A 22,834-nucleotide genomic window follows, 5' to 3' on the forward strand; every position below is an offset into this window, starting at 1 on the left:
TTTTGAAGTATGTAGAGTAAAAGACTGCTAAAGCAGCCTGATACAAGGGAATGGTGTTGAGTGTGTAGTGTCAAAGATTGAATGTGCCTGAAAGAGGCACTTCATATCGGCTGCAAATGAAAAGAGACACCTCCGCCGAATAGGTGTCAGTCGTTTTGTCACGTAGACTCGCTACTTGACAGTTATTAGAATAACATGCAGGATTTTGGAAGTCAAAAGGGAATTAGAGGAAGAGGTGTTGTGATGTATGCATACTTATTAAAAGATATAATGAAATGGATTCCAAAGTACATTATAGATAGAGGATATGAATATTATGAAGAGGGACATGTAGAAGATGTTGAAATACACGACAAGAAAGTATTTGCTTTCGTTACTGGAAATGCAGGGAATTATGAAGTGATTATTGATCTTGAAGATTTTGCAGAAAGTAGCTGCGAGTGTCCTTATGAAAATTATTGTAAACATATGGCGGCAGTTGTGTATGAAATTCAAGGTACTGGTGAGAGTACAGTTAAAGAGCAATTGAAAGGTTTAGAAAAAGAAGAGTTACTAACAGTATTAAATCGTTTGTTACAAAGTTCGAAAAATGTGCAAATTGTAGAGAAGATGTTAAAGAAGGGGAAACTTTAACTAAAGAGGGAGTTGTTTTGTAGTGAACGTACTAATTATATATGCTCACCCTAATCCTTCAAGCTTTAATGGGGCAATTTTAGAGCATGTGCAAAAAGGACTTGAGGAAACAAATCATTCTGTTACGCTACTTGATTTATATAAAGAACAATTTGATCCAGTGCTTGTATTTAATGAAGAGAAGAAAAGACGTGATTTACTAAATGAAGAAGAGACGAAGCGATATAGAGAATTAGTGCAGAAAGCGGATATTCTTCTTTTCATATATCCGATATGGTGGTGGGGCATGCCTGCTATTTTAAAAGGATTTATCGATCGTATTTTTGTAGCTGGATTTGCTTATAAATATGAGGGGTCCTTACCGAAAGGCTTATTTAAAGGAAAGAAAGCATGGGTTATTAATACGTTAGACTCACCGTTATGGTACGTGTCCCTATTATATCGATCAGCGGATTGGATTATGATGAAAAGAGGGGTTTTACGTTTTTGTGGTATTCGCGATATAAAACGTTCTGCTTTTCAATCTGTGAAAACGAGTAAAGTAACGAAGCGTGAAAAATGGCTGTTACAAATAGAAGAAGCGGCTCGTACATTATGAATGAAATCGATCGTATTATAAAGTGTTGCAATTGTGATGACGAACTTTTGCGTACGTATATTAATTGTTTAGTCCAATTGAAGAAATACAGCGAAACGTTTCAACAAATTCAAATACAATTAAGAAATGATTATTTAATAAGAGGGATTTGTGAAAGAGAAGTTGATGAGGTAATAAAGGGAAGTAAAGAATATGAAACGTATGTGCTCCCTAAAGTATTGCAGTGGAATTTCCTTAAGAACAATCCTCATATGATTGAAAAAGTATGTGAAGATTTGTTTACATATGAAGCATTAAATCATGCAGAGGTAGAGTGGAGGAAGGTAATAAGCTGTATAGATAACGAATGATTTATTATATAAAAAAGCTAGTATAAAACTAGCTTTTCGTTTAAATAAATAAGAAACATAGACTAATGATAAATCCTGCATATAGTAAGTTAACAACACAAAATCCCATAATATCACGCGCGCTTAAACCAGCTATCGCTAATGCCGGTAATGCCCAGAAAGGTTGAATTAAATTTGTCCAAGCATCGCCCCATGCAATTGCCATCGCTGTTTTCGCGGCAGGTACACCAAGTTCAGCGCCAGCTGGAATCATAATTGGTGCTTGCACTGCCCATTGACCGCCTCCAGATGGAACGAAAATATTTACAATGCCAGCACTTAAAAATGTAAAGAGCGGGAATGTGGTTTCATTTGAAATACTAATAAAGAAAGTAGAAATAGCTCCTCCAAGCGAAAGACCTTCACTATTTACTCCAATCATCATCCCCATAATTCCAGCATAGAACGGAAACTGAAGTAAAATACCTGAAGCACTCTTAGTTGAGTCAGAGAAAGCGCGAATATATTGAATCGGAGTACGGTGGAAAATAAGACCGGCAATTAATAACATAAAAATAACGATATCAAGTGTAAGGTTAAAGCCTTTCGTACTAAAATAGTTAAAAATATAAATAAGACCTAATAATCCGATGCAAAGTGTAATAATCATACTATTTTCCATTTTTTCAGCGAACGTATTGTTCCCTACTTCTTGAGCGGCAGCTTCTTCATGGAATACGCTAGGATCTACAGTTATCGTATGTTTTTCATCTGGATGCATGGCCCGGTTAATGAGAGGCATCGTAACGAGAAAAATAATAACTGGCACGAGTGCGTATGGTGAGAATAACGTTTCTGTTATTGGAATCGCTTCTTTAATACTTCCAGCTGTCGTTTTAATTAACGTTTCGCCGCCAGTTGCTAACGTAAGAGGGATAGAAGCAGAAAGGCCTGCATGCCAAATGAGAAATCCAGAGTAGGAAGAAGCAATTGCTAACCTATAATCTAATCCTTCTAACTGTCTGGCCACTTCTTTTGCATATAAAACCGATACAACAATACCAAATCCCCAGTTTATGTATGCTCCTAGTAAACTTACGATTGAAATAGCAATAATACCTTGTCCATTTGTTTTCGGTAATTTCGCTGCTCTCGTTAATCCTTTTTTAATAAGAGGAGCGTTTGCTAATGCAGATCCTGTCACGAGTACAAGAGCCATTTGCATAGAAAAGGCGAGAAGCCCCCAAATTCCATTGCCCCAATGCGTAATCATTTCGACCGGTGTTTGGTGCGTTGCAAACATGCCGAAGAAGATAACGAAAACAGTTAATAAACATGATAAAATAAACGGTTCTGGTAAGAAACGCTGCACAAGAGCAACACATCCATTTGTAAATGAACGAAACAAAATAGCTCAACCTCCTTATGTATATTTATTACAATTATTCGAGGTTGATTGAGTAATGCCCTTTAATATATAGAAAATTCAGATATTAAAGATGGTTGTAATTTATTGATAGATTGATATTATTAATAAATGGATAGGCTTATACTAAGTTGGATAGATTAAAAAAGTGTACCTCCGATTGTTAGACTGTGTCTAATAATCGGAGATGCACTTTTTTTATTTACCTTATTGAACTAAAGCACCTGCTAGCTTAATAGCAAATGATTACAACCGGCTATTTCTCCCAAAGTTCGATCAATCGACCTTCAGGATCTTTAATCCAAATAAACTTTCCAAATTCACTAATCTCTTCTTTTTTTTCAAGAGGTACGCCAATTTGTTCAAGATGCTGAATAGTCTCGTGTAGATTATGTACTTGGAAATTTAACATCACTTGTTGTTCTGTAGGAAAATAACTATCATTCTCGGCAAAGAAAGAAAAGATAGTCTCAGTTCCTAATTCGGGTTTAATCACAGTCCCATTCCAATTTTCTATTTCAATCTTCAACACTTCACTGTACCATTTTTTTATAACATCAAGATTTTTAGTTCTCCAAAATATTCCTCCGAAACCTTTTATCATTGTATTTAACTCCTGTCTGTCTTTTAATTTTTAATGACATAAGTTCAACCTTCAATAAAACGCAGTGCACAACGGGAATGGTGATTGGTTAGATCTTTTGCAAATTGTTGATTCGGAAATCCTCTGTGAAGCAATCTCAACCCGCCTGAAGTTAAGGATATATGATGATGGAATCGATAGAATAACATCCTGTTGGGGTCGAGAGTATCATTCTTTAAATATCGATAATAATCCCCAAATCGAAACTGCAAAAAACTGTGCTCATGCTCAATATCAAAGAACTCGGTTCCTTCGATATCAATCAAATAAGGTTCTAGTTTGTCATTAATTAATACATGAGCAGGGCCGAGTTCCCCATGTATAAATCCATAACGACTTCTTGGTTCAATTTTTGATTCAAGCTCGTACAATGTATCGAGTAGATTGCTATGACTAGCCCTGATGCTGTCAATCAAACTATATAAAAAATCTAACCAAAAGTATAGATTGTTTATTTATAATTGTTATGATGTTAAATTGGGTCTGGAAAAATAGTCATATAAAACCCCGTTGGAGCTTCAATGTTTTTTTGATGAAATCATTCTTACTTCTCAAATACCTCGCCACACAAAAACTTAAAATGTATTACAATGAATCTATACGATTTTTAATCCTTCTTCTTTTCACTAACTTTACCATTATTTTTAATTGAGTATTACTGCCCCGTCAGTTTAAGTAAAAAACCTTCACAATCTCAATGATATATTCAAACTTGAATAATCTAATTGCCTGGAAACGTTCCTCAACAATCTGTCCCTTTAGTGGAGTAACTTTATTGCTACTCAGCAGTTTCTTAATCCGTCTTTCAGTTCAGATTTTCTTTTCACTATAAAAACCTCTCTTTAGATAAACAGATCTAAAGGGACAAAACATCGCGTCTTTTAAATAAACACCGTGACTTTATTTAAAAGCGATATTAAACATATTCTTCAAATCCTGGAAGCGTATGTTTGCCGCAAATGAAAAGAACCATAAGCTTGCCAAACGGCAAAATTATAATTTTGATAGCTGTCGTCATTTTTTATTCATATATTGGAAATGAATTTCATAATGCGGAAAAATAGGGGGATTTATATGTCAAAGTGGCAATCTAAAGAACAATTGGTTCAATTATTAAGCAATCTTGTTGAAATTCCTAGTATTACAGGTTCAGAAGCTGAAGTTATATTGCCAGACTTTGTTGTAGAACAACTATCTGATTTACAGTATTTCAAACAAAATCCGCATCATTTACAAAAAAATCCGACGGGGGATGGACGATATTTTGTTACAGCCCTAGTAAAGAAAAGTGATAGTACGAAAAATACCGTAATTCTTGTTAGTCACTTTGATGTTGTAGATGTACAAGATTACGGAGTGTGGAAAGAAGATGCATTTAACCCTAAAAAATTAACATCTATGTTTTATTCTCATAAAGATGAGCTACCAGATCATGTACGTGAAGATATTGAACAAGGAGATTGGCTATTTGGTAGAGGAACAATGGACATGAAATGTGGTCTAGCTTTACAAATGGCGATGGTTGAGCAAGCTTGTGAAGGAAGATTTGATGGGAATGTTCTTTTATTGGCCGTTCCAGATGAAGAAGTGAACTCTGTAGGGATGAGAGCTGCTGTTCCAAGATTATTAGATTTAGCAAAAGAACATGACTTAGAGTATAAAACGGTCCTAAATTCAGAGCCTATGTTTTCAAGACATCCTGGTGACCAAAATAAGTATATTTATACTGGTTCTATTGGTAAGGTGTTACCTGGTTTCCTTTGTTATGGAAAAGAGACACATGTAGGCGAACCTTTTGCAGGATTAAATGGGAGTTATATGGCTGCATTATTAACAGCTGAATTAGAGTTGAATACAGACCTTTGTGATATTGTAGATGGTGAAGCGAGTCCTCCACCAACTAACTTGCTCCAAAGAGACTTAAAGGAGGATTATTCTGTACAAATTCCTCATCGTGCAGTCACATTATTTAATTTGTTTTTACTAGAAAAAACGATGACAGATGTAGTTTCATTGTTACGCCAAAAAGTAACGAAAGTAGCAGAGAAAATCGAAGAATCGTATGAGGAGCGAGCGTATCATTTTTCTAAGTATAATCCGTTCATACCGCCGAATCTTAAAGTAAATGTATTAACGTATGAAGAGCTTATCGCTTATGCAATTGAACAACATGGAAGAGAAAAAATAGATGAAATTCAATCCGATATTATAAAAAATAGAGAAGATAAAGATGATCGTGCAGTAACTATTGATTTAGTAGACAAATTATCTATCTTATGTAAAGAAAAGGCTCCAATGATTGTACTTTTCTTTGCGCCGCCATACTATCCAGCTGTGAGTTCACGCAACAATCCTTTAATTAAAGAGGTAGTTGTAGAAATGGAAAAGTATGCCCACTATAATCATAGCATTACATTTGAAAACCAAAATTATTTTGGAGGAATTTCAGATTTAAGCTATGTGGGCTTACAAAACCCATTGGATTCAATGAGTTCTCTTGTAGACAATATGCCATTATGGGATAAAGGTTATTCGATTCCACTAGAGGAATTAGAAGAGTTTGACGTTCCAGTATTAAATATGGGACCAGTAGGAAAAGATGCACATCAATGGACGGAGCGTCTGGACGTAAATTACGCATTTGAAACGTTATTAGATATGTTACCTAAATGTATTGAAAAACTACTTGTTTCTAATAAAGTTACACAGTCATAGTGTTTGCATAAGAGCGAGAAAAGGACCGTAGTGATACGGTCTTTTTTTCGTAATGAATAGTTTGAAACCTTAGATTTATGAAATTGTGATGTAAGAATTCTCTTTAAAATAGATTCGCAATAAACTATTTAGAGAGAGTAGATATGGCTTGTACACTTTTTGTAACGGTATTTGCTGAGTTTTTGTATAATATAATTATGTGAAGTTAACATAACTTATTGTATCAATAATATATATTTGCGTAGAATATCCATTTTAAGATTTTGAAGTACCCCCCTAAATGAAAAATTTATTTCGCTAAAGTTAGTTACTTAGTGAAGTCTGCTCATTTTTTTCGTATTAGGGAAGAATGTACTTTTTAACTTGATGGGTATGGGGTAGTACCCCCTTGTAGCAAAACCGGAGTGGAAATGATGAGTATAAATAGTTTTGTGAGATTGATAAAGGACGAATTATTAAAAGAGGTAAGCATAAGAAGTGAGGATGAATTCGAGCCTATAGTAGTTAAAGATATTCCTAGACTTTGGAAGTGTTTAGGGACAGGTAATTATGCCGCAGTATTTATGCACAAAGAATACAAAGATTGGGTAGTGAAAGTTTACGCGCGAGAAGGAGAAGGAATTGAAAAAGAGTCAGAAGTATACCGAAGAATCGGAAATCATCCTTCTTATTCGAATCTTATATATAAAGGAGAAAATTTCATAGTATTGAAACGTTTAAAAGAAATTACCTTATACGATGCTATCCATAAGGGGATTAAAATTCCTAAGCAGGTAATCCTTGATATCAATGAAGCTATAGAGTATGCAAGGGAGCAAGGATTAACTCCTTGTGATGTTCACGGAAAAAATGTGATGATGGAAAATGGAAGGGGATATGTAGTCGATGTATCTGATTTCTTAAAAACAAAAGAAGATAGTAAGTGGAGAGACTTAGAAAAGGCATATTTTACATTTTACTTGCCATTTATTTATAAATTGCCTTTCCCTGTTAAAATACCGTATTTCATGTTAAACATTGTTCGACGTTCATATAGAAAATATAAGAAGCTTAAAAAGAAATTCAAATTGTAAAAGGACCACATACTTATCTTTAGGTTAGATAAGTGAACCACTAGTAAACAAAATGACCGTACATTTTAGATATGTCTAATATGTACGGTCCTAATTTTATAACTTCATGAAGTAATTTATTTATAAAATGATTGTAACAATAGAATATACCCATTTCAGTACATTTCATTTTAAATATATTGATGTACTATAGTTCTAAACAAATCACAATAATGGATTAGAAGGGGAATAAACTATGTACACAGACGCAATTGAGTATTAAAATTTCAATCTAATTTACCTTTGCATAGATACAGGTATCAGTTAGTTTTTTACCGTCAGCTGAAAGATCTTCATTACGTAATATCCCTTCAAGCTCAAAACCTAGTTTTTCAGGGATCGTACAACTTTTAGTGTTAGTAGATTCACAGCGTATTTCAATCCTTCTAAATTTGAGTAACTGAAATCCAAGATTTGTTAACTCACTTACTGCTTCTGTCATATATCCATTGCCACTAAATTGCGTATTAATCCAGTATCCAATTTCACATTTAGAAATTTTCCGATTAATTCCGTGAAGGCTAGCAGTTCCAATAAAATCATTAGTATCCTTATGATAGATAAGATAGCGAAAGCTTTCTCTTTTCAAAAAATCTATATGGGCATTTCTCAGGAGAATTTCCGTTTCTTCAACAGTAGGAATTGACTGAAATAAAAGCAACCATTGTTTTAACTCATTAATTGAATCCTTAATAGCTTGGTGTACGACATTCCCGTCACCAGCTTGAAGTGGTGCTCGAAGAATTAGTCTGTCTGTTTCTATTTGTAACGGAACATCTAATAAAATAGAATTCATATCATTTCTCCTCTCGAAAACTTTAAATTATGACAGAATGAAACTTATATAATAAAAAAACTTTCACCCAAAAGAAATAATTCTTGAGGACGAGAGTTGCAATTTCGTGGTACGTTATTATGATAAATAAATTAAAAAACACCCTATCTCACTAACAGGAGATCCCGTCACAGCAGCACTATAAATTATTATAGAACCGTGCGAAGCTCCTATTCTTTCTTCATTAAGAACTTGATATGTAGCAATACAGTAAAGTTTATCTCCCATAAAGGGACCTCCCAAAAATTAGTAAACAATAAATATATATTCAATTAATCACTTAGAAATCCCTTTTCACATATTGAAAACCAAACTGCCAGTTGGTACAAAAAATGGCTACCGAAGCAGCCTTAGGTTATTCAACTAATGATTGTAGAAGGAATGAGTGTCGCATTTTATTAATCCCGATTTATTTGATTTAAAAATTTACTTCTATGCAGATGGTGAAACAGAATTAATGAGAAGGTCTAGCCGCGATATTGCTGAAAGGAGAGCCGATATCAATTATTTAAGGCGGTCTCATGCAGAACGTCGGATTCAGTACGAAGTGTTTATGCATCCATACAGTCAATGTTTTGATATTATTATCAAAAATTCCGATGAAGCAATATGTCTAGAAAAAAATACATTTGAGTTTTATAGAGTTTAAATGCAAATACTCTATTTGTTATGTTTATTATGAGGGTTCATTTTCATTATTTGGCTCCCAAATGAAGCAACTTTAGTATTCACTCAAAAATCCATTGTCTATGAAACAACTAGATTTTTAAACGGCTTTAATAGACAACTGCCATTTACATAGACAGATGTCTATTGTATTTTTGGCGGCAAGATAAAATAGCTTTTTTGTTACTTTACAATAAAGTATACTTAATATCAGTAATTCATGTAATTAGGAGTGATTTCTATATTTAGGGAAAATGCAAAAAGGTTACTTCTGTCATTAGTAACAAATCCAATACTAATAATTGTATACGGCATTTTTTGTTATGAGTTAGCCTTATACTGTAAGTACGGAAGGATGAATTATAATATTTATATTTTGTTATTATGTATAGTACTTTTTATATCCATGACTACATTTACTACAATGCAGGTGATAAAAAATAGAGAATATGAATCTAAAAAATTAACTAATTCAATAGCATGGAGATCCATTTCTATTATCATTATTGTTGCAATTACATCATTTTATGGGATGCAGATTTATAAAAGTGCAATAAATTACAATGGCAAATTGGCATGGTTTATAGAAAGGTTACAACATGAAAGGTCAGTTAAACTTAAACATAATAATATATATGAATCTGGAGTAGAAGGTATTTTTGAAGATATAAATAAAAAACATCCTTTGCCAAAGAAATTGTATATGGCAACTGATTTTGATCTTACATTTCATTCAGATGGAACAATCACAGCGTTTGATACATTTGTTTATGGGAAAAATGTTGATGGGAAAGAAGAAACTTATTTAATCTCTTATAATAAGAAGAAATCAGAAGATATTACTATAATACGAGACGGGTATGCAAAGCCTGATTATGATGATGATAAATTAGTAGAACCTTTAATTAAAACGGTTAAGGCGATTCCAGTTAAGCAAACGGTTAGAAAGTGGAATGAAAGTAAGTATGGGTTGATTTATTATGGAAAAAGAAATTGGGGATCCAATACAGAGGGAATTATTAATATTACTGAGGATGGTAAGGGGCAGAGTCTTAAAGAAGCAGCTTCTGAAATCATTGGATATACTGTATCTATATTTGTCCCTGGAAAAGAGAAAGAGCTAGTACCTGCTAGATATAACTTAATATGTGACGCAAGTTGGAGTAAATCAAAGACGCCTCCAAATGAAGATAGGCTTAAAGAGAAGAAACAACAAGATTTAAAGAATGAAAAAGAACAGTTTTTCCTATCAAAAGAAGTTGGTTATAAACTAAATATGACAGATAAAGCATTAGGGAGCGCCTTTTATTCATTAAGCAAGACTAGTGATGAAGGGGAAACATGGGAGGTTATCAATCCAGACCCATTTAATAGGGGGATTGGTAGTGTATCAGGAATCACTTTTATAAATGATAAACTTGGGTTTTTAGGAGCAGTTAGACCTTCTGGTAATGAGGGAGAGTTATATCGCACAGATGATGGGGGGGGATCTTTCAAAAAGGTAGAATATCCGCCGCATGAAGTCAAATTAGATCATACACAGTCCACAATAAGTCCTTTTGATTCTCCTAGTATGCCATATGAGAAAGATGGGGTTTTTAATATGTTAGTTGGACAAGGGGCAGATGGAGACTACAATGGCGATAGTAGTGTACTTTATCAATCAAAAGATAACGGAGAGACATGGGAATTTGTAGAAGAAGTGAAAAAGAAGCCCGTAAATCTTTAGATGATCTTAAGGCTTGGATACAATAATCTGACTTATTAAAATCTCAAAAGGATTTTGTTGATACGTTACCTGAAAAAGAAGCAAGTATCTCTAAACTAGAGGAAAGTAAAAAATAAAGAAAAGAGGTTGCCCAAAAGTAACTATTCAGCGAATTTTGGGACAACCTCTTCTTTTCGTTGTGGATTTTCAAGAAAATTTAGAATAAAATAAAAATATAGTCATCTACCTATTATTCACTAATGAAAAGAAAAGGGGGGAGCGAAATGCAACTGAAGTATGGGAAGCACATTAATATATTATCTATTGTTCTAACTTTGTTCTCTTTTTCCGTAATTGTAAGTTTCTCTACCTGGTTGAGTGGATATTCAATTCCCAACCTTTCTACAATGCTTAAGGTAACAATGTGGAGTGCATTTATTCTTGGAATTATAGGGTTTAGACAAGAGAAAAGCGCACTAGCGATTATAATTATGGGAATATGTGCCTTTGCTCTAGTCGTTCTATATACTTATGCGGTTATAAGTTTTCTTGAGCATTAAACACCATGAAAAAGAAACGAACATTTTTGTTCGTTTCTTTTTTTGGGATGATTATTATAAAATAGCCTCTTCTAATGATTGAGTGCTGAATCCAAGAATTGATTTTTGGGGTGTTATTTTCATGATCGTTTACAATGATATATGGAACTCCTTGTACGTTAAAGAATTCAAACTCTTCTTTTCCTTCTGGGGTATTAGAGGGGGACCACCCACATTTTTTACTGAAAAAGAAATTGTATTTATAAAGCGAAAAAAACGCTATTCTTTTTGTAAAAATATACAGAAACGCCATCCTTTCCTATGATTCTACAGAAAGAATAGCGTGTTTTTTCATTTTAGGGGGCATTTCTTTTTATTAGTTTGATAGCGAGGTGACGATACCCCTTTATTGTTTTTCAGACTTCGCTTGTTCTAAAATGTATGCTTCTTCTTGTTCCGGTGTCGCTAATTCGTATGCTTTACCAGTGCTGTTATTGTCCCATTCCCATAATAAATTATGTTCCTCAACCGATTGAGAGAAATCGCCTTCATACCAACGAACCAAAATCTTAAGGTACTGTTCTTTATGTTGTAAGGTTCCACTATTACTTTCATCAATCGCTTGACGTACTTTTTCGATGTTTTCTGGAGTCATTTTGATAAATCCTTGCTTTTCGTGGGATAATACTTTTTGATGAGTCATTTTGTGCATTGCATTGATTATATGATGATCAGAGTTGAGGTCAAGTATTACCTCTTCCCCTTTAATTCTCTCAGTCTGCTTTTCCTTAACGTCTGAACCTGCATACGTACCGACTTTGTAGCCAGTAAAAATACCAACTGCTATAGCAATAACTAAGGTTGATGTGATTTTAATCCACTTTTTCAAACCTCTTACCCCCCTTTTATTGAAGTGTACCATAAAAGAAGAACTGTATGCCCATATCTATCTGTGAGGTCTACATAACGCATCATTATCAATAGTCAACGATGTATAAAATTTTCGTTATGGCTGAAGGGTGATAAAAATGAGACATAGAAATCTTTTTATGCTGGCAATGAATACGTAAAAACAAAAACATTCACTTATAACGGTTAATAGGAGGAATTATCATGAAAAAATTAGCTACAATTGCATTAACAGTAGCTTTAGCTTTCGGCGGTTTGACGGTTATGAACATTAACACACCTGAAGCACAAGCAAGTGAAGATTGTCATTACATCTGTGGTCCTAGCGAAACGGTGAATGGTGTTACAGTTCAAGTTCACGCTACGGAATACACTTTTGGTGGAAACGTAATTGCAAGAATTACAAATAACCGAGCTGAGGACATTCATTATAATGTCAGCATCGAAAAGAAATATGGAGACAACTGGGGAGAATATGATACTTTCTTCCATTGGCAAAATCAATGGGTTCCAGCTGGAGCAAATGATGAAATTTTAACTTTCACAGGATATGGAGAAAACATTTACGACAATGGAACATACCGTTATAAAGTTGAAATTGTAAGTGCTGACGGTTCTGTAGATACAATTTACACAGCAGCAATGACGGTAACAGGGCGATAGCTCATGACTGAGCTTCATTATTTATGATTGTATTTTCAATAATAGCATTGATAATTGCGTTGATATTATTAAAAAAATAAGCTCTTCGGAGCTTATTTTTTTATATAAAAATTGAATATTAATATTCTATTATTGAGTTTTATCCTCTGTTCATAAACATAAGATTTTCTGGACAGATGTCTCTTAAAGTACAGAAAACGCTTAAAATATGTCCGGATTGTGTCTAAACGTACAATTTTCCCGAAATGGTATGGTGAGACCACATCCATCAACTTAAGAAAAGTAAACACCCCAAAAACAAAAAAATGAGCTGACTTCTCAAAAAAACTAACTGTAGAGAAAGAAAATTTTCATTTAGGGGGTACTTCAAAACCTTAGCTTGATGGGCTTTTTTCTTTTTTCTAAAGATCCAGTGTAAGTTCTTTAAATATTTTCATACCAGATAAACCCTATAGGGTTTTAATTTTTTGGATTACGTTACATGCTTGTGAGGCATAGAAAGGTTATATACGACGCCTAAGATATCAAAGACGGTTTCTTCTCATACCTATGGGATTTTCGTCCGTTTTTCTGTAAGAGATCAAACAGACGAAACAATATCTTTGTTAATTCTTTGGTGTCTTTTTGTAGAGATTCATAAATAAGTAGAAAATAATCTTTTATGATATAAATCGCTTTATATTCGCTTAATTCTCGTTTCTTCTTGATGAGAATTAATTGGCACATTTGAGACACAGAAGCTATTTTGAACGTAAGGGATTTGTAAGGAATAGGTAAGGAAAAAGAGATTTTCATTGTGTATGATGAAAATATAAAGAAGCATGAAAGGAGGAACAGATATAACTTATATATGAAAAACAAACCAGTTAATAAGAGTGTTTCATGGAAAAGAAATAATTTCTGAGGTTAACATACATGCAAAAAGAGGGATTTACCGTTTATTAGGACAGAATGGAGCTTGTAAAAATAATCATTATGAAGATGATTACGAATTCAATGTTGACTTTTTATCATCGGTAGAGATGATAGCTGTGTGGTGAGTATGAAATATCAAGCAACCACCTATACAATATGAATAGAGGAGAGGAATGCCTTATGAAAACACGTAGTCAAATTACATTTGCAAGTCTGGCTCTTTTAATAGCTGGAAGTTCCCTGTTATACACAACGCCAACCTCAATTGTAAAAGCAGAGCCCACTCAAAATGTATCTAGTTCGTTACAAACAAATACTCAACGAGATCGTAATTCCGTCAAGCAAGCAATGCGGGATACATTGCAACTTGGATACCCGGGGATACTTGCTAAAACTTCTGAGGGTGGAAAAACTTGGGGTTATGCCGCTGGGGTAGCGGATCTGAGCAGCAAGCAACCAATGAAAACAGATTTTCGCTTTCGCATTGGCAGTGTAACGAAGACGTTCATCGCAACGGTTTTACTTCAATTAGCTGGAGAGAACCGCCTGAATCTAGACGACTCCATCGAAAAATGGTTGCCTGGTGTGATTCAAGGAAATGGATATGATGCTAAACAGATTACTATCCGCCAGATGTTGAATCATACAAGTGGCATCGCTGAATACTCAAGGTCAAAAGAAGCTGATTTTACGCATACAAAAAGATTGTATACCGCTGAAGAGCTAGTGAAGATTGGACTTTCGATGCCCCCAGACTTTGCCCCAGGAAAGGGCTGGTCTTATTCAAACACAGGATACGTATTACTAGGTATCCTTATTGAAAAAGTAACCGGAAACAGTTATGCGGAAGAGATTGAAAATCGGATTATTGAACCGCTTGAATTGTCGAATACATTCCTACCTGGCAATTCAAGCGTTATTCCAGGCACTAAGCATGCCCGTGGATATGTCCAACCAGACGGAGCAAGTGAGCTAAAAGACGTTACTTATTTTAATCCAAGTATAGGTAGCTCGGCTGGAGATATGATTTCTACTGCTGACGACTTAAACAAATTCTTTTCTTACTTGCTCGGTGGAAAATTAATGAAAGAACAGCAACTAAAACAAATGCTTACTACAGTTCCTACAGGAAGAGCTGAAATCGGGAGATACGGTCTTGGAATCTATGAAACTAAGCTTCCAAACGGTGTCCCGATTTGGGGACACACAGGTGGTATTCCAGGATTTAGTACTTTTGCTGGAGGTATACTTGGAGGTAAGCATACGTTGGCTGTCAGTTTGAACAGTATGGGTAGAGCTAACAGTCCTGATCCTTTTAAAAATATTTTACTTGCTGAATTTGGTAAGTAGGTAAAAAGGAAAAATTTTTTTCATAGTTAAAAATATACTTTTCTAGTTCAAAAGCCCCAACTTATTTTTAAAAAAATTTGGGGCTTTTTTACTTAGTTGAAAGTATATCGGCATTTTTCAAATATATCATAATCAATTCGCAAATCTTATAATCATATTTTTAATGGTTGCATGAATGTTTTCAATGATTTCATTCCTTATTATTAAATCTCCATAAATTTAAATTAGCCTATCTTTATTAATTCATTATGTGCCAGCATTTGGATTTTTTATAAAGAAAAGGCACTATCATCAAAGTGCCTCTTCTTACTTAATCTACAATGGGATAGCAATACATCGCCATCCTTTCTGTATATTTCTACAAAAAGAATAACGTTCTCTGTGAATTATGGATATGAATTTATCTTAGGTTGATAGTGATGTATGATGCCTCCATATACATAAATATATTTTGTCGAAATTATTAAAAAGGGGAATTTTTCTATTTGAAGAACTAATAATTGATTGTCAATATGTATTAGAAATCTCAATCTAAACTAAAGGAGAACAAAATGGGACAAAACAATAAAGGCTTTTCTGAAACAGGATTGCGCAAAATGCGCAATGTACTGGCGCAGCATGTCGATTCTGGAAAGATTCCTGGGCTCGTCGCCTTAGTCAGCCGAAACGGGGAGACGCACGTCGAAGCGCTTGGAACAATGAGGCATGATGGTGGCGCACCAATGCGTCGGGACACGATCTTTCGATTGGCGTCCACTAGCAAGCCGATCGCAGTTTCACCGGTAATGGTTCTGCTCGACGAGTGCAAACTGCATTTAGACGATCCAGTAGACAAATGGCTGCCCGAACTCGCTGACCGGCAGGTGTTGAAACAGCCCGATGGTCCACTGGAAGAGACCGTCCCAGCACGGCGTCCTATCACTGTACGAGACCTGTTGACCTCCACATTCGGTCTCGGAGTGGATCTCACGTTGATGGGTTCTCCGATCATGAACGCGTTCTTCGAGAGTGGGATATTCGACACGCCAGGGCAGGATATGCCCGATCCAGATGAGTTTATGTGTCGCCTAGGTGCACTTCCGCTAAGCTACCAGCCCGGAGAGCGGTGGCAGTATCATATCAGTATTGAAGTGCTCGGCATTCTTGTTGCCAGGGTCACGGGTCAGACATTCGAGTCGTTCCTGCGCGAACGCATATTCGATCCACTGGGAATGAAGGACACTGGTTTCTACGTGCCTGAGCTCAAGATTGACCGGCTTCCACCTGCCTTCAACCCAGATCCGCAGACAGGTGAGTTCATCGTGTGGGATGAGGGTACAGGCGGACGTTACAGCAAACCTCCAGCATTTCAAGCAGGCGGTGGTGGGCTGCTCGCAACCATCGACGATTATCACGCGTATTTGCAGATGCTGTTGAACAAAGGGATGCACGGAACCAAACGGATTCTGTCTAGGCCCGCAGTCCAGCTGATGACCACCAACCGTCTTACTCCTGAACAACAAGTATACCGAGACGATTTGGCCAAAAACAACGTCCATTTGTCGTTTGGACAAGGGATACAAGGTGGCTGGGGCTTTGGGATGGGGGTGCGTACCTATCTTGGAGACTACGCGTCTATCGGTCAATTCGGCTGGGATGGCGGAACTGGCACTACAGCTTACGCTGATCCAGACAAACAGTTTATTGGAATTCTGTTCACCCAGGTTGGGATGTCAACTCCGGCCCCATCGCATCTTATCCAAGACTTCTGGACCACGGTCTACCAAGCAATCGAAGACTGAAACCGAACTTAGGTATTGTTTAAAGGAAAACTCCAAGACAAATTATACGCATGATGGCCACCATCAACACCATGGTTAAAAGCTATGGCAGGACGGGAAGTGTTGGAAGTACTACGAGAACAGTTTGGCATTATTAATAAGAGCCAAATAAAAAATCCTCTTGGATGCAAGAGGTTTTTTTTATTGGGAATAGTAAGGATGAGGGGAGGTGCATTACATATGGGAAAAGGTAGAAGTAATAATGCTGGTAAAAAGCAACCGAATTTCGATGATTCATCTAATTTCGCTAAACAAAGCCAACCGACAGAAAAGAAGAAGAAATAAGAAAAGGATCTCTCTTTATCAAGAGAGATCCTTTTTAAAATATATTGACGTTTCAGCACAACATATCGATTGCTTAATCAAATAGTCATAAATACAAGGCTTAAATTCCTGCGAATGGAAGCCAATTTAATATTATTGTCCTGCTTTTTCTAATGGGTGGAATGATTGCTCAAATTGTAGCCTTGAGGAACCCTCAGCGAGTTCTAAGTATAACTTTGATTGCATCAAGTATTTTTGGCTCTGAAGACAACAAACGGAATTTGCCTCCGATCGATGAGAAGATACTAACTTACCATGCTAATGGGGCCAAACTAAATTGGTCGGATGAAGAATCTGTTGCAAATTACTTGGTTACAGGATCAGTGTTACTCTGTGGTTCAAAGCATAAGTTCGATGAGAAGAGGGCTTATAAGCAGGTAGAAAAAGAAATAAAACGAGCAAATAACCTACTCAGTATGTTTAATCACTCACTTCTTAAAGGCGATGATTCTTATGAGGGGAAGTTAAAAGAAATTAATATACCTACTCTGGTTATCCACGGTACAGAAGATACAGTGCTTCCATACGAGCATGGTCTTGCTCTTGTTAATGGAATTCCCCATGCTGTATTACTAACCGAAGGATCGGGGCACGAGATTCATTGCGACGATTGGGTTCATATAATCAGCGCTATTTCGAACCATACTTCACTCTTATAATCATTATAGGAATCGCATAAAACAAAAACACTTGGAAAAAGGGCCACAATTGAATTTGTAACCCTTTTTTTCTATTGAAAATCAGTTTTGGAGCTGTTACTCAATTATAGAATATTAATACTCAGTGATTGATAATTCTGTCTTGTAAGGGGTAGTACCACATCACTATCAAGCTAAGAAAAGTAAATACCCCCAGAACGAAATTTTGTGCTAACTTGTAGCAAAAAAGCTCATTTTTTTGTTTTGGGGTAATTCTGAATTCTTAAGTTGATTGGCATGTGGCGGTACCCCTGATAGGGCATGCGATAAAGTGCTATTAAATTCGAGGAAGCCAAGGTATAAAAGGGGCATTTATTGCAGCTCGAATATCTTTTACTGATTTATTGCATATAAAAGTAGCTGCACAAAAGTACAGCCACTCTTTTCTTGAAAACATTATTAGAAAAGATCAAAAGGTATACGTACCTTTTGAAGTGTTAGAATACTCCTGAAGAAATAAATAATTCTAATTATAAAGGGCAGTTAATATTAATTCGTTTTTGGTATAGGTTTTGATCATTATAAATCCAATTTTTCTAGTTTTGGGACGTTTCATTTACAGAAGATAGATAATAACAAAATTTTCTCAATAAGGAATTTACTGCTTTTAATATAATTTTTTAACAATTCATGGTATATCTGTATTAAGGGGACCTTTTCGGTTGATTAGGGAGAAAGATTATAAAAATGATATGGGAGGAACAAAAAATGTCATTGAAAAAGAAATTAGGTGTTGGAGTGGTTTCAGCCGCTCTGGGTTTATCTTTAATTGGTGGGGGAACATATGCATATTTTAGCGATCAAGTGGTGACAAATAATTCATTTGCTGCAGGTACATTGGATTTAGCTATGCAGCCAACTACTTCACTTAACTTAGAAAATTTAAAACCTGGGGACAAAATATTAAAGAAATTCAATTTAAAAAATAGTGGTACATTAGATATTAAAGATATCATGATGAAAATAGACTATACTGTAAACGATTTAAAACAAAATAACACTACAGAAGATTTAGGTAAACATATTAAAGTACAATTTCTTTGGGATTGGGATCCTGCAAAAAGCCCTGTATACGAGACAACTCTTGCAGAACTAAAATCACAAAGCCCAGAGATTGCCTCCAAAAAAGTATTTCATTCTAAGTGGACTGAAACAGGAGGATTAAAACCTGGGAAAATGGATTGGTTTTGGATAAAGTTTATATTTGAAGACAACGGAACAGATCAAAACGTGTTCCAAGGGGATAGTATTGCGCTAAAAATGGAGTTCCAAGCCAATCAAACAGATGGACAAGAAAGATAAATGTAAGAGCATAATACTGGTAAAAAGTAAAACTGAGCTTATGCCTTTTAATAATTTAAAAGAATGATTACAACATATCTATACCAAAAGCCATTGATATCAGCATTTGCGCATGATATTAATGGCTTTTGTAAGTTTAACATTTTGAATGTTTTGTAAAACTAACATTTAATTTATAAATAGAAGAAAAAAATAGCCAAAAGTCGTAGAGCGTTTAAGAGAGTAAATAAAGACTCTCTTTTTTTTGCTTTTGTATTTTTATAGGTATCCATATACATTGAATAAGGAAATCCCCACGCTGCAATTGTGCAGAAATAATAAAGTTGTTTAATTTACAATAAAGTCATTTAAAAAATAATATAGTTGTTTAAAAATCCTTATTCCACGAACGGAGCAGGTTAGTGGAAGCAATAGTAATTAGGTTTGACTGGGAAAATTGTCGATGATATTAAAAAAGACACCGAAGTGTCTTATGTTTTTCAAATTAAGCATACCGATAAATTGAAATTTAATTACTTAACATTATGCTTATCTTGGGAGCGAGGTATTTTATCGGTGAGTGTATACAAACCATGTAATGCTTGCTGTTAATAATGCTGACGAAATCAAAGCTGTAAGAACACTATATGTTTGCCAAATAAGTATTGTTGACCAATCGAAAGCACAGCACAGTATACCCTGGGCAATCGTAGCGATCAGGAAAATAACTGTTACGGTTATTCTCTTTTTTGTCATTGGCTGCCGCTCATTCGTTTTCCTTCTGCGTAATCCTAAGAGAAATAGCAAAACGGCCAATAGGCAAAGAATAATTGTGATAGACGACAAAATGATATCCAAAAGCTGTGTGCCGCTTATTTCATATGACTGAGTTAGATTGCCTTCTAATATATCTTTAACTTTTAGTACCATATTTATATTGGTATTTGCGCCGTTGCTCAGCAAGGAGACGGCTGTTCGTTCATTTAGCAGTATGACTACTTCGGTTCTGAAATTTGGATTGCCCCCAGTGTGTTCTATAGTCGTTTGTTCGGCGTTTACGGACCAGCCTGCCGCATAATACATACCGTTGACAGCCGAAACAGACATATCACCCCTATGTGATTTTTCGATAACCGTGTGAAATATTTCGGGTATGTCCTGCACGATACCCATCTGTATGCCCATCCAACGCGCCATATCTTTTGTATTAGAAATGATGTAGCCTGCGGGTTTATTCCCAGCATAATCCGGAGCTTTAAATGGAGTTGTCATAAAAAAGGAAGAACGGTAGCCCTGTGCCAACTGTCCAGTGGCTTGAGCATCTTCTTTATAAACATACGTCTGGTGAAGACCTAACGGCTGAAATACCTGTTCCTTCATAAAGTCTTCATAGCTTTGTCGCGACACAATCTCAATAACCAAACCCAATACATCATAATTAACGGTTCCATAGTTATACTGTTCACCGGGAGGGAACGCCAATTCAGCATCCACGAGCATTTCCACAGTCTTTTGCAACATATCCGGTGTATTGCCTTGTGGAATATTTTGAAGATGCCTAATATTTGTTAGACCACTGGTATGGTAAAGAAAGTTATTTAGTGTAAGACTTTGCATATCAACAGGTTTCCCTTGATACTTTAATGTAAACCAAGGTAAATATTTTTGGACAGGGTCAGTCATTGAGAGCAGCCCTTGCTCTTCCAATAGCATAATACCCATACCGGTAAAAGCTTTACTGACCGAGGCTAACTCATAGAGTGTATTTTCACTTGCAGACACCCCCTTTTCACGGTCTGCATACCCTGAAGAAAAGTAGAACACTTCATCATCAGCAAGTATTGAGATTGACATTCCCGGCACACCTGATATACGACAGGCATCATCTAGCAATGCTTGTATTGCCGCAGATTGCGAATCTGACAACGCATAACTTTGTGTTGCGAATCCTGAGAATAATATAAATATCGTTAATACAAAAACAATAATCTTTTTCATAAACTCTCCTTTTTGGAAAATTATAAGAGAATAATATAAATAACCTCCTTTTACAACTACGAAACTAAATTTTAATTTATCTTTCTATTCACCTGTATAATATCAAATAATTGTGAATAGTTACATTTAAACGAACAGATGCGTTAGTTCAATAAGAAGTAAACAACTTTATTATTCATTTTTTAAGTATTATATAAACAGATGGATGTAATTTGAAACAACTTTGAAGAGCCTTGCTACGTAGAATGTAGTAAGGCTCTTAGCTTTTAATAATCAAAATTCAATAACTTTATTATCATTATACAGCAATCAAGCTAAGAAAAGCATAAATCCCCAAATAGTAAAAGTAATGCTTTGAAAAAAACTATGTACTAGAACTGGTACTCTGTCGGTAAGTCATGAAAGAGGTACTTATATTATTTGTTTTGTAAATTATCTTGAATTTGTTGTTCCATATTTACTAGTGATGTTTTTAGGGAATTACTAAGCTTTTTAACAAATTTAAGAACAAGAAGCCAGTTTTTAATAATAGAATTCTAAAAGCGTTAGGGTAGAAATTTATTGTTTTTGTTAAAAAAGAATTGACTTCTACTATAGTTGTAACTAATATGGTTACATAAGGTTGTAATTAAATTAGTTACAACTAATATCTGCTTAAAATAAAAATATGATTTATATATTTAATTAAGGATGATGGTCCACACGTTGCCACCCGGTGTAGAAAGTTACTAATGCATTCAAATTAATGCATAATCCCAACTTTAGTATTTTCTGATACGGGGCAATAATGTGCAACGTAATCTTTTGTTAAAAACCTTGGTTAATCTTTCTTTGGAAATATTAGTTTTTGGGGAATATAGTAAGGTATCCCAAAAAGAACAAGGTATAAAAAGATGTACTTATATAAACCAAAAAGTTAGCTGAGCTAGATAATAAAAATAAAGGTAGGAGATTTAAATGGAGACAAAACAAGATAACCTTATTTACGTATGGGACGCATATTGCGGATGGTGCTATGGCTTTTCAGAAAGTATTAAAGGATTTTACCAAAAACACACTGAAGTGCCGTTAACAGTTTTATGTGGAGGGTTATTTTTAGATAATTTACCAATAAAAAATTTCTCATATATAGAAGAGGGAAATAAAAGAATTAATCAACTTACAGGTGCAGAATTTGGTCCTTCATATCAAAAATTGGTGGAAGAAGGTACTTTTAAAATGAATTCGAAAGATGCTGCAATTGGCTTTTCAGCTTTACGCTCATTAGCACCAGACCGTTTGTTAGAATTCACTTCGGCTATGCAAAAAGCGTTTTATTATGAGGGCCAAAGTCTGAGTGATCCTGAAACATATCGTAAGATTGCAATTGAGCTTGGTCTGAATTCTAAACAAGTATTAGAACGTTTAAACTCTCAAGAAACAATAATAGATGCCCAAAACGACTTCAATAAAGTTCGACAGCTTGGTGTTAATAGTTATCCTTCATTACTTTTACAAAAGGATAATCAAATTATCCCTATTGGTGGTGGGGTAATGACGCCAGATAAAATTGAAGCGCGTTTTAAAAATTTATATTAATGAATTTTAAGTTACAGTATATAACATTTAACGTTTTAAAAAAGACTAGAATTGGATGGACTTAACCCTTTTTATAACAGTCGGTTTCAATTTA

Annotated in this window: 18 protein-coding genes and 4 pseudogenes; 14 read left to right on the forward strand and 8 right to left on the reverse strand. The window is 35.1% G+C overall.

Annotated features, from left to right (window positions below; translation table 11 throughout):
* Positions 1–195 precede the first annotated feature (195 nt).
* Genes AC0IXC_RS00995 through AC0IXC_RS01005 form a run of 3 tightly spaced genes read left to right on the forward strand, consistent with a single transcriptional unit; the run spans position 196 to position 1,581 of the window.
* A complete protein-coding gene (locus tag AC0IXC_RS00995; protein WP_003190441.1) occupies positions 196–633 on the forward strand; it encodes an SWIM zinc finger family protein in 438 nt (145 codons plus the stop codon).
* Positions 634–655: 22 nt separating this feature from the next.
* Positions 656–1,231 carry an NAD(P)H-dependent oxidoreductase gene (locus AC0IXC_RS01000; RefSeq protein ID WP_113710230.1) on the forward strand — a complete coding sequence of 192 codons (576 nt, stop codon included), beginning with the start codon at positions 656–658 and terminating at the stop codon, positions 1,229–1,231.
* Positions 1,228–1,581 (forward strand): hypothetical protein, encoded by a 354-nt coding sequence (locus AC0IXC_RS01005; RefSeq protein WP_002165385.1) that lies wholly within the window; start codon positions 1,228–1,230, stop codon positions 1,579–1,581. Before AC0IXC_RS01000 ends, AC0IXC_RS01005 begins: the two co-directional genes overlap by 4 nt.
* A 40-nt stretch (positions 1,582–1,621) precedes the next feature.
* On the opposite strand, the gene AC0IXC_RS01010 is transcribed toward AC0IXC_RS01005, so the two are convergent.
* From AC0IXC_RS01010 to AC0IXC_RS01020, 3 genes and pseudogenes are all read right to left on the reverse strand, one after another.
* Positions 1,622–2,968 carry a short-chain fatty acid transporter gene (locus tag AC0IXC_RS01010; RefSeq protein ID WP_002033241.1) on the reverse strand — a complete coding sequence of 449 codons (1,347 nt, stop codon included), beginning with the start codon at positions 2,966–2,968 and terminating at the stop codon, positions 1,622–1,624.
* A gap of 274 nt (positions 2,969–3,242) precedes the next feature.
* Positions 3,243–3,590: a VOC family protein gene (locus AC0IXC_RS01015; protein ID WP_061675228.1), complete on the reverse strand. Its 348-nt coding sequence runs from the start codon at positions 3,588–3,590 to the stop codon at positions 3,243–3,245.
* A gap of 44 nt (positions 3,591–3,634) precedes the next feature.
* Positions 3,635–4,063 (reverse strand): annotated as a pseudogene (locus AC0IXC_RS01020) (aminoglycoside phosphotransferase family protein); the annotation flags it as partial.
* Between the two features lie 640 nt (positions 4,064–4,703).
* Here AC0IXC_RS01020 and AC0IXC_RS01025 point away from each other — a divergent pair.
* On the forward strand, positions 4,704–6,344 hold the full coding sequence (locus tag AC0IXC_RS01025; protein ID WP_326997178.1) for a M20 family metallopeptidase: 1,641 nt from the start codon (positions 4,704–4,706) through the stop codon (positions 6,342–6,344).
* Positions 6,345–6,748: 404 nt separating this feature from the next.
* A complete protein-coding gene (locus tag AC0IXC_RS01030) occupies positions 6,749–7,417 on the forward strand; it encodes a protein kinase family protein (protein ID WP_003190427.1) in 669 nt (222 codons plus the stop codon).
* 271 nt (positions 7,418–7,688) lie between these two features.
* Here AC0IXC_RS01030 and AC0IXC_RS01035 read toward each other — a convergent pair whose 3' ends face one another.
* Together AC0IXC_RS01035 and AC0IXC_RS01040 are read right to left on the reverse strand one after the other, a co-directional pair.
* Positions 7,689–8,252 (reverse strand): GNAT family N-acetyltransferase, encoded by a 564-nt coding sequence (locus tag AC0IXC_RS01035; RefSeq protein WP_326998437.1) that lies wholly within the window; start codon positions 8,250–8,252, stop codon positions 7,689–7,691.
* Positions 8,253–8,369: 117 nt separating this feature from the next.
* On the reverse strand, positions 8,370–8,519 hold the full coding sequence (locus AC0IXC_RS01040) for a hypothetical protein (protein WP_002142482.1): 150 nt from the start codon (positions 8,517–8,519) through the stop codon (positions 8,370–8,372).
* A gap of 132 nt (positions 8,520–8,651) precedes the next feature.
* On the opposite strand from AC0IXC_RS01040, the pseudogene AC0IXC_RS01045 reads away from it, so the two are divergent.
* The 3 genes and pseudogenes from AC0IXC_RS01045 to AC0IXC_RS01055 all read left to right on the forward strand — a co-directional run.
* Positions 8,652–8,940 (forward strand): annotated as a pseudogene (locus AC0IXC_RS01045) (uridine kinase); the annotation flags it as partial.
* Between the two features lie 249 nt (positions 8,941–9,189).
* On the forward strand, positions 9,190–10,686 hold the full coding sequence (locus AC0IXC_RS01050) for a WD40/YVTN/BNR-like repeat-containing protein (protein ID WP_471652467.1): 1,497 nt from the start codon (positions 9,190–9,192) through the stop codon (positions 10,684–10,686).
* Positions 10,687–10,949: 263 nt separating this feature from the next.
* Positions 10,950–11,225 (forward strand): hypothetical protein, encoded by a 276-nt coding sequence (locus tag AC0IXC_RS01055; protein ID WP_002084476.1) that lies wholly within the window; start codon positions 10,950–10,952, stop codon positions 11,223–11,225.
* Between the two features lie 385 nt (positions 11,226–11,610).
* Here the strand turns inward: AC0IXC_RS01055 and AC0IXC_RS01060 are convergent, their stop codons facing one another.
* Positions 11,611–12,093, reverse strand: a complete 483-nt coding sequence (locus tag AC0IXC_RS01060) for a PRK06770 family protein (RefSeq protein WP_471652468.1) — start codon at positions 12,091–12,093, stop codon at positions 11,611–11,613.
* Between the two features lie 224 nt (positions 12,094–12,317).
* Here AC0IXC_RS01060 and AC0IXC_RS01065 point away from each other — a divergent pair, with 224 nt between their 5' ends.
* Entirely contained in the window at positions 12,318–12,776 is a 459-nt protein-coding gene (locus AC0IXC_RS01065) for a hypothetical protein (protein ID WP_002142480.1), read from the forward strand.
* Positions 12,777–13,248: 472 nt separating this feature from the next.
* Here AC0IXC_RS01065 and AC0IXC_RS01070 read toward each other — a convergent pair.
* Positions 13,249–13,505, reverse strand: a pseudogene (locus AC0IXC_RS01070) (IS4 family transposase); the annotation flags it as partial.
* A gap of 366 nt (positions 13,506–13,871) precedes the next feature.
* On the opposite strand from AC0IXC_RS01070, the gene AC0IXC_RS01075 reads away from it, so the two are divergent.
* From AC0IXC_RS01075 to AC0IXC_RS01090, 4 genes and pseudogenes are all read left to right on the forward strand, one after another.
* Complete coding sequence (locus AC0IXC_RS01075) at positions 13,872–15,041, forward strand: serine hydrolase domain-containing protein (RefSeq protein ID WP_002190158.1); 1,170 nt, start codon at positions 13,872–13,874, stop codon at positions 15,039–15,041.
* 551 nt (positions 15,042–15,592) lie between these two features.
* Entirely contained in the window at positions 15,593–16,822 is a 1,230-nt protein-coding gene (locus tag AC0IXC_RS01080) for a serine hydrolase domain-containing protein (protein ID WP_002084484.1), read from the forward strand.
* A gap of 476 nt (positions 16,823–17,298) precedes the next feature.
* Positions 17,299–17,844: pseudogene (locus tag AC0IXC_RS01085) on the forward strand (alpha/beta fold hydrolase); the annotation flags it as partial.
* Between the two features lie 747 nt (positions 17,845–18,591).
* Complete coding sequence (locus tag AC0IXC_RS01090; RefSeq protein WP_002084491.1) at positions 18,592–19,185, forward strand: TasA family protein; 594 nt, start codon at positions 18,592–18,594, stop codon at positions 19,183–19,185.
* Between the two features lie 549 nt (positions 19,186–19,734).
* Here the strand turns inward: AC0IXC_RS01090 and AC0IXC_RS01095 are convergent.
* Entirely contained in the window at positions 19,735–21,162 is a 1,428-nt protein-coding gene (locus AC0IXC_RS01095) for a serine hydrolase domain-containing protein (RefSeq protein ID WP_471652469.1), read from the reverse strand.
* A 957-nt stretch (positions 21,163–22,119) separates the two neighbouring features.
* Between AC0IXC_RS01095 and AC0IXC_RS01100 the strand changes: the two genes are divergently transcribed.
* On the forward strand, positions 22,120–22,740 hold the full coding sequence (locus AC0IXC_RS01100) for a DsbA family protein (protein WP_471652470.1): 621 nt from the start codon (positions 22,120–22,122) through the stop codon (positions 22,738–22,740).
* Positions 22,741–22,834 lie beyond the last annotated feature (94 nt).

Source organism: Bacillus sp. AC266 (assembly GCF_979253805.1).

Coding starts and splice junctions, on each gene's coding strand:
- AC0IXC_RS00995 (WP_003190441.1), top strand. CDS start 196: ATGCAGGATTTTGGAAGTCAAAAGGGAATTAGAGGAAGAGGTGTTGTG.
- AC0IXC_RS01005 (WP_002165385.1), top strand. CDS start 1,228: ATGAATGAAATCGATCGTATTATAAAGTGTTGCAATTGTGATGACGAA.
- AC0IXC_RS01015 (WP_061675228.1), bottom strand. CDS start 3,590: ATGATAAAAGGTTTCGGAGGAATATTTTGGAGAACTAAAAATCTTGAT.
- AC0IXC_RS01025 (WP_326997178.1), top strand. CDS start 4,704: ATGTCAAAGTGGCAATCTAAAGAACAATTGGTTCAATTATTAAGCAAT.
- AC0IXC_RS01035 (WP_326998437.1), bottom strand. CDS start 8,252: ATGAATTCTATTTTATTAGATGTTCCGTTACAAATAGAAACAGACAGA.
- AC0IXC_RS01040 (WP_002142482.1), bottom strand. CDS start 8,519: ATGGGAGATAAACTTTACTGTATTGCTACATATCAAGTTCTTAATGAA.
- AC0IXC_RS01055 (WP_002084476.1), top strand. CDS start 10,950: ATGCAACTGAAGTATGGGAAGCACATTAATATATTATCTATTGTTCTA.
- AC0IXC_RS01065 (WP_002142480.1), top strand. CDS start 12,318: ATGAAAAAATTAGCTACAATTGCATTAACAGTAGCTTTAGCTTTCGGC.
- AC0IXC_RS01075 (WP_002190158.1), top strand. CDS start 13,872: ATGAAAACACGTAGTCAAATTACATTTGCAAGTCTGGCTCTTTTAATA.
- AC0IXC_RS01080 (WP_002084484.1), top strand. CDS start 15,593: ATGGGACAAAACAATAAAGGCTTTTCTGAAACAGGATTGCGCAAAATG.
- AC0IXC_RS01090 (WP_002084491.1), top strand. CDS start 18,592: ATGTCATTGAAAAAGAAATTAGGTGTTGGAGTGGTTTCAGCCGCTCTG.
- AC0IXC_RS01095 (WP_471652469.1), bottom strand. CDS start 21,162: ATGAAAAAGATTATTGTTTTTGTATTAACGATATTTATATTATTCTCA.
- AC0IXC_RS01100 (WP_471652470.1), top strand. CDS start 22,120: ATGGAGACAAAACAAGATAACCTTATTTACGTATGGGACGCATATTGC.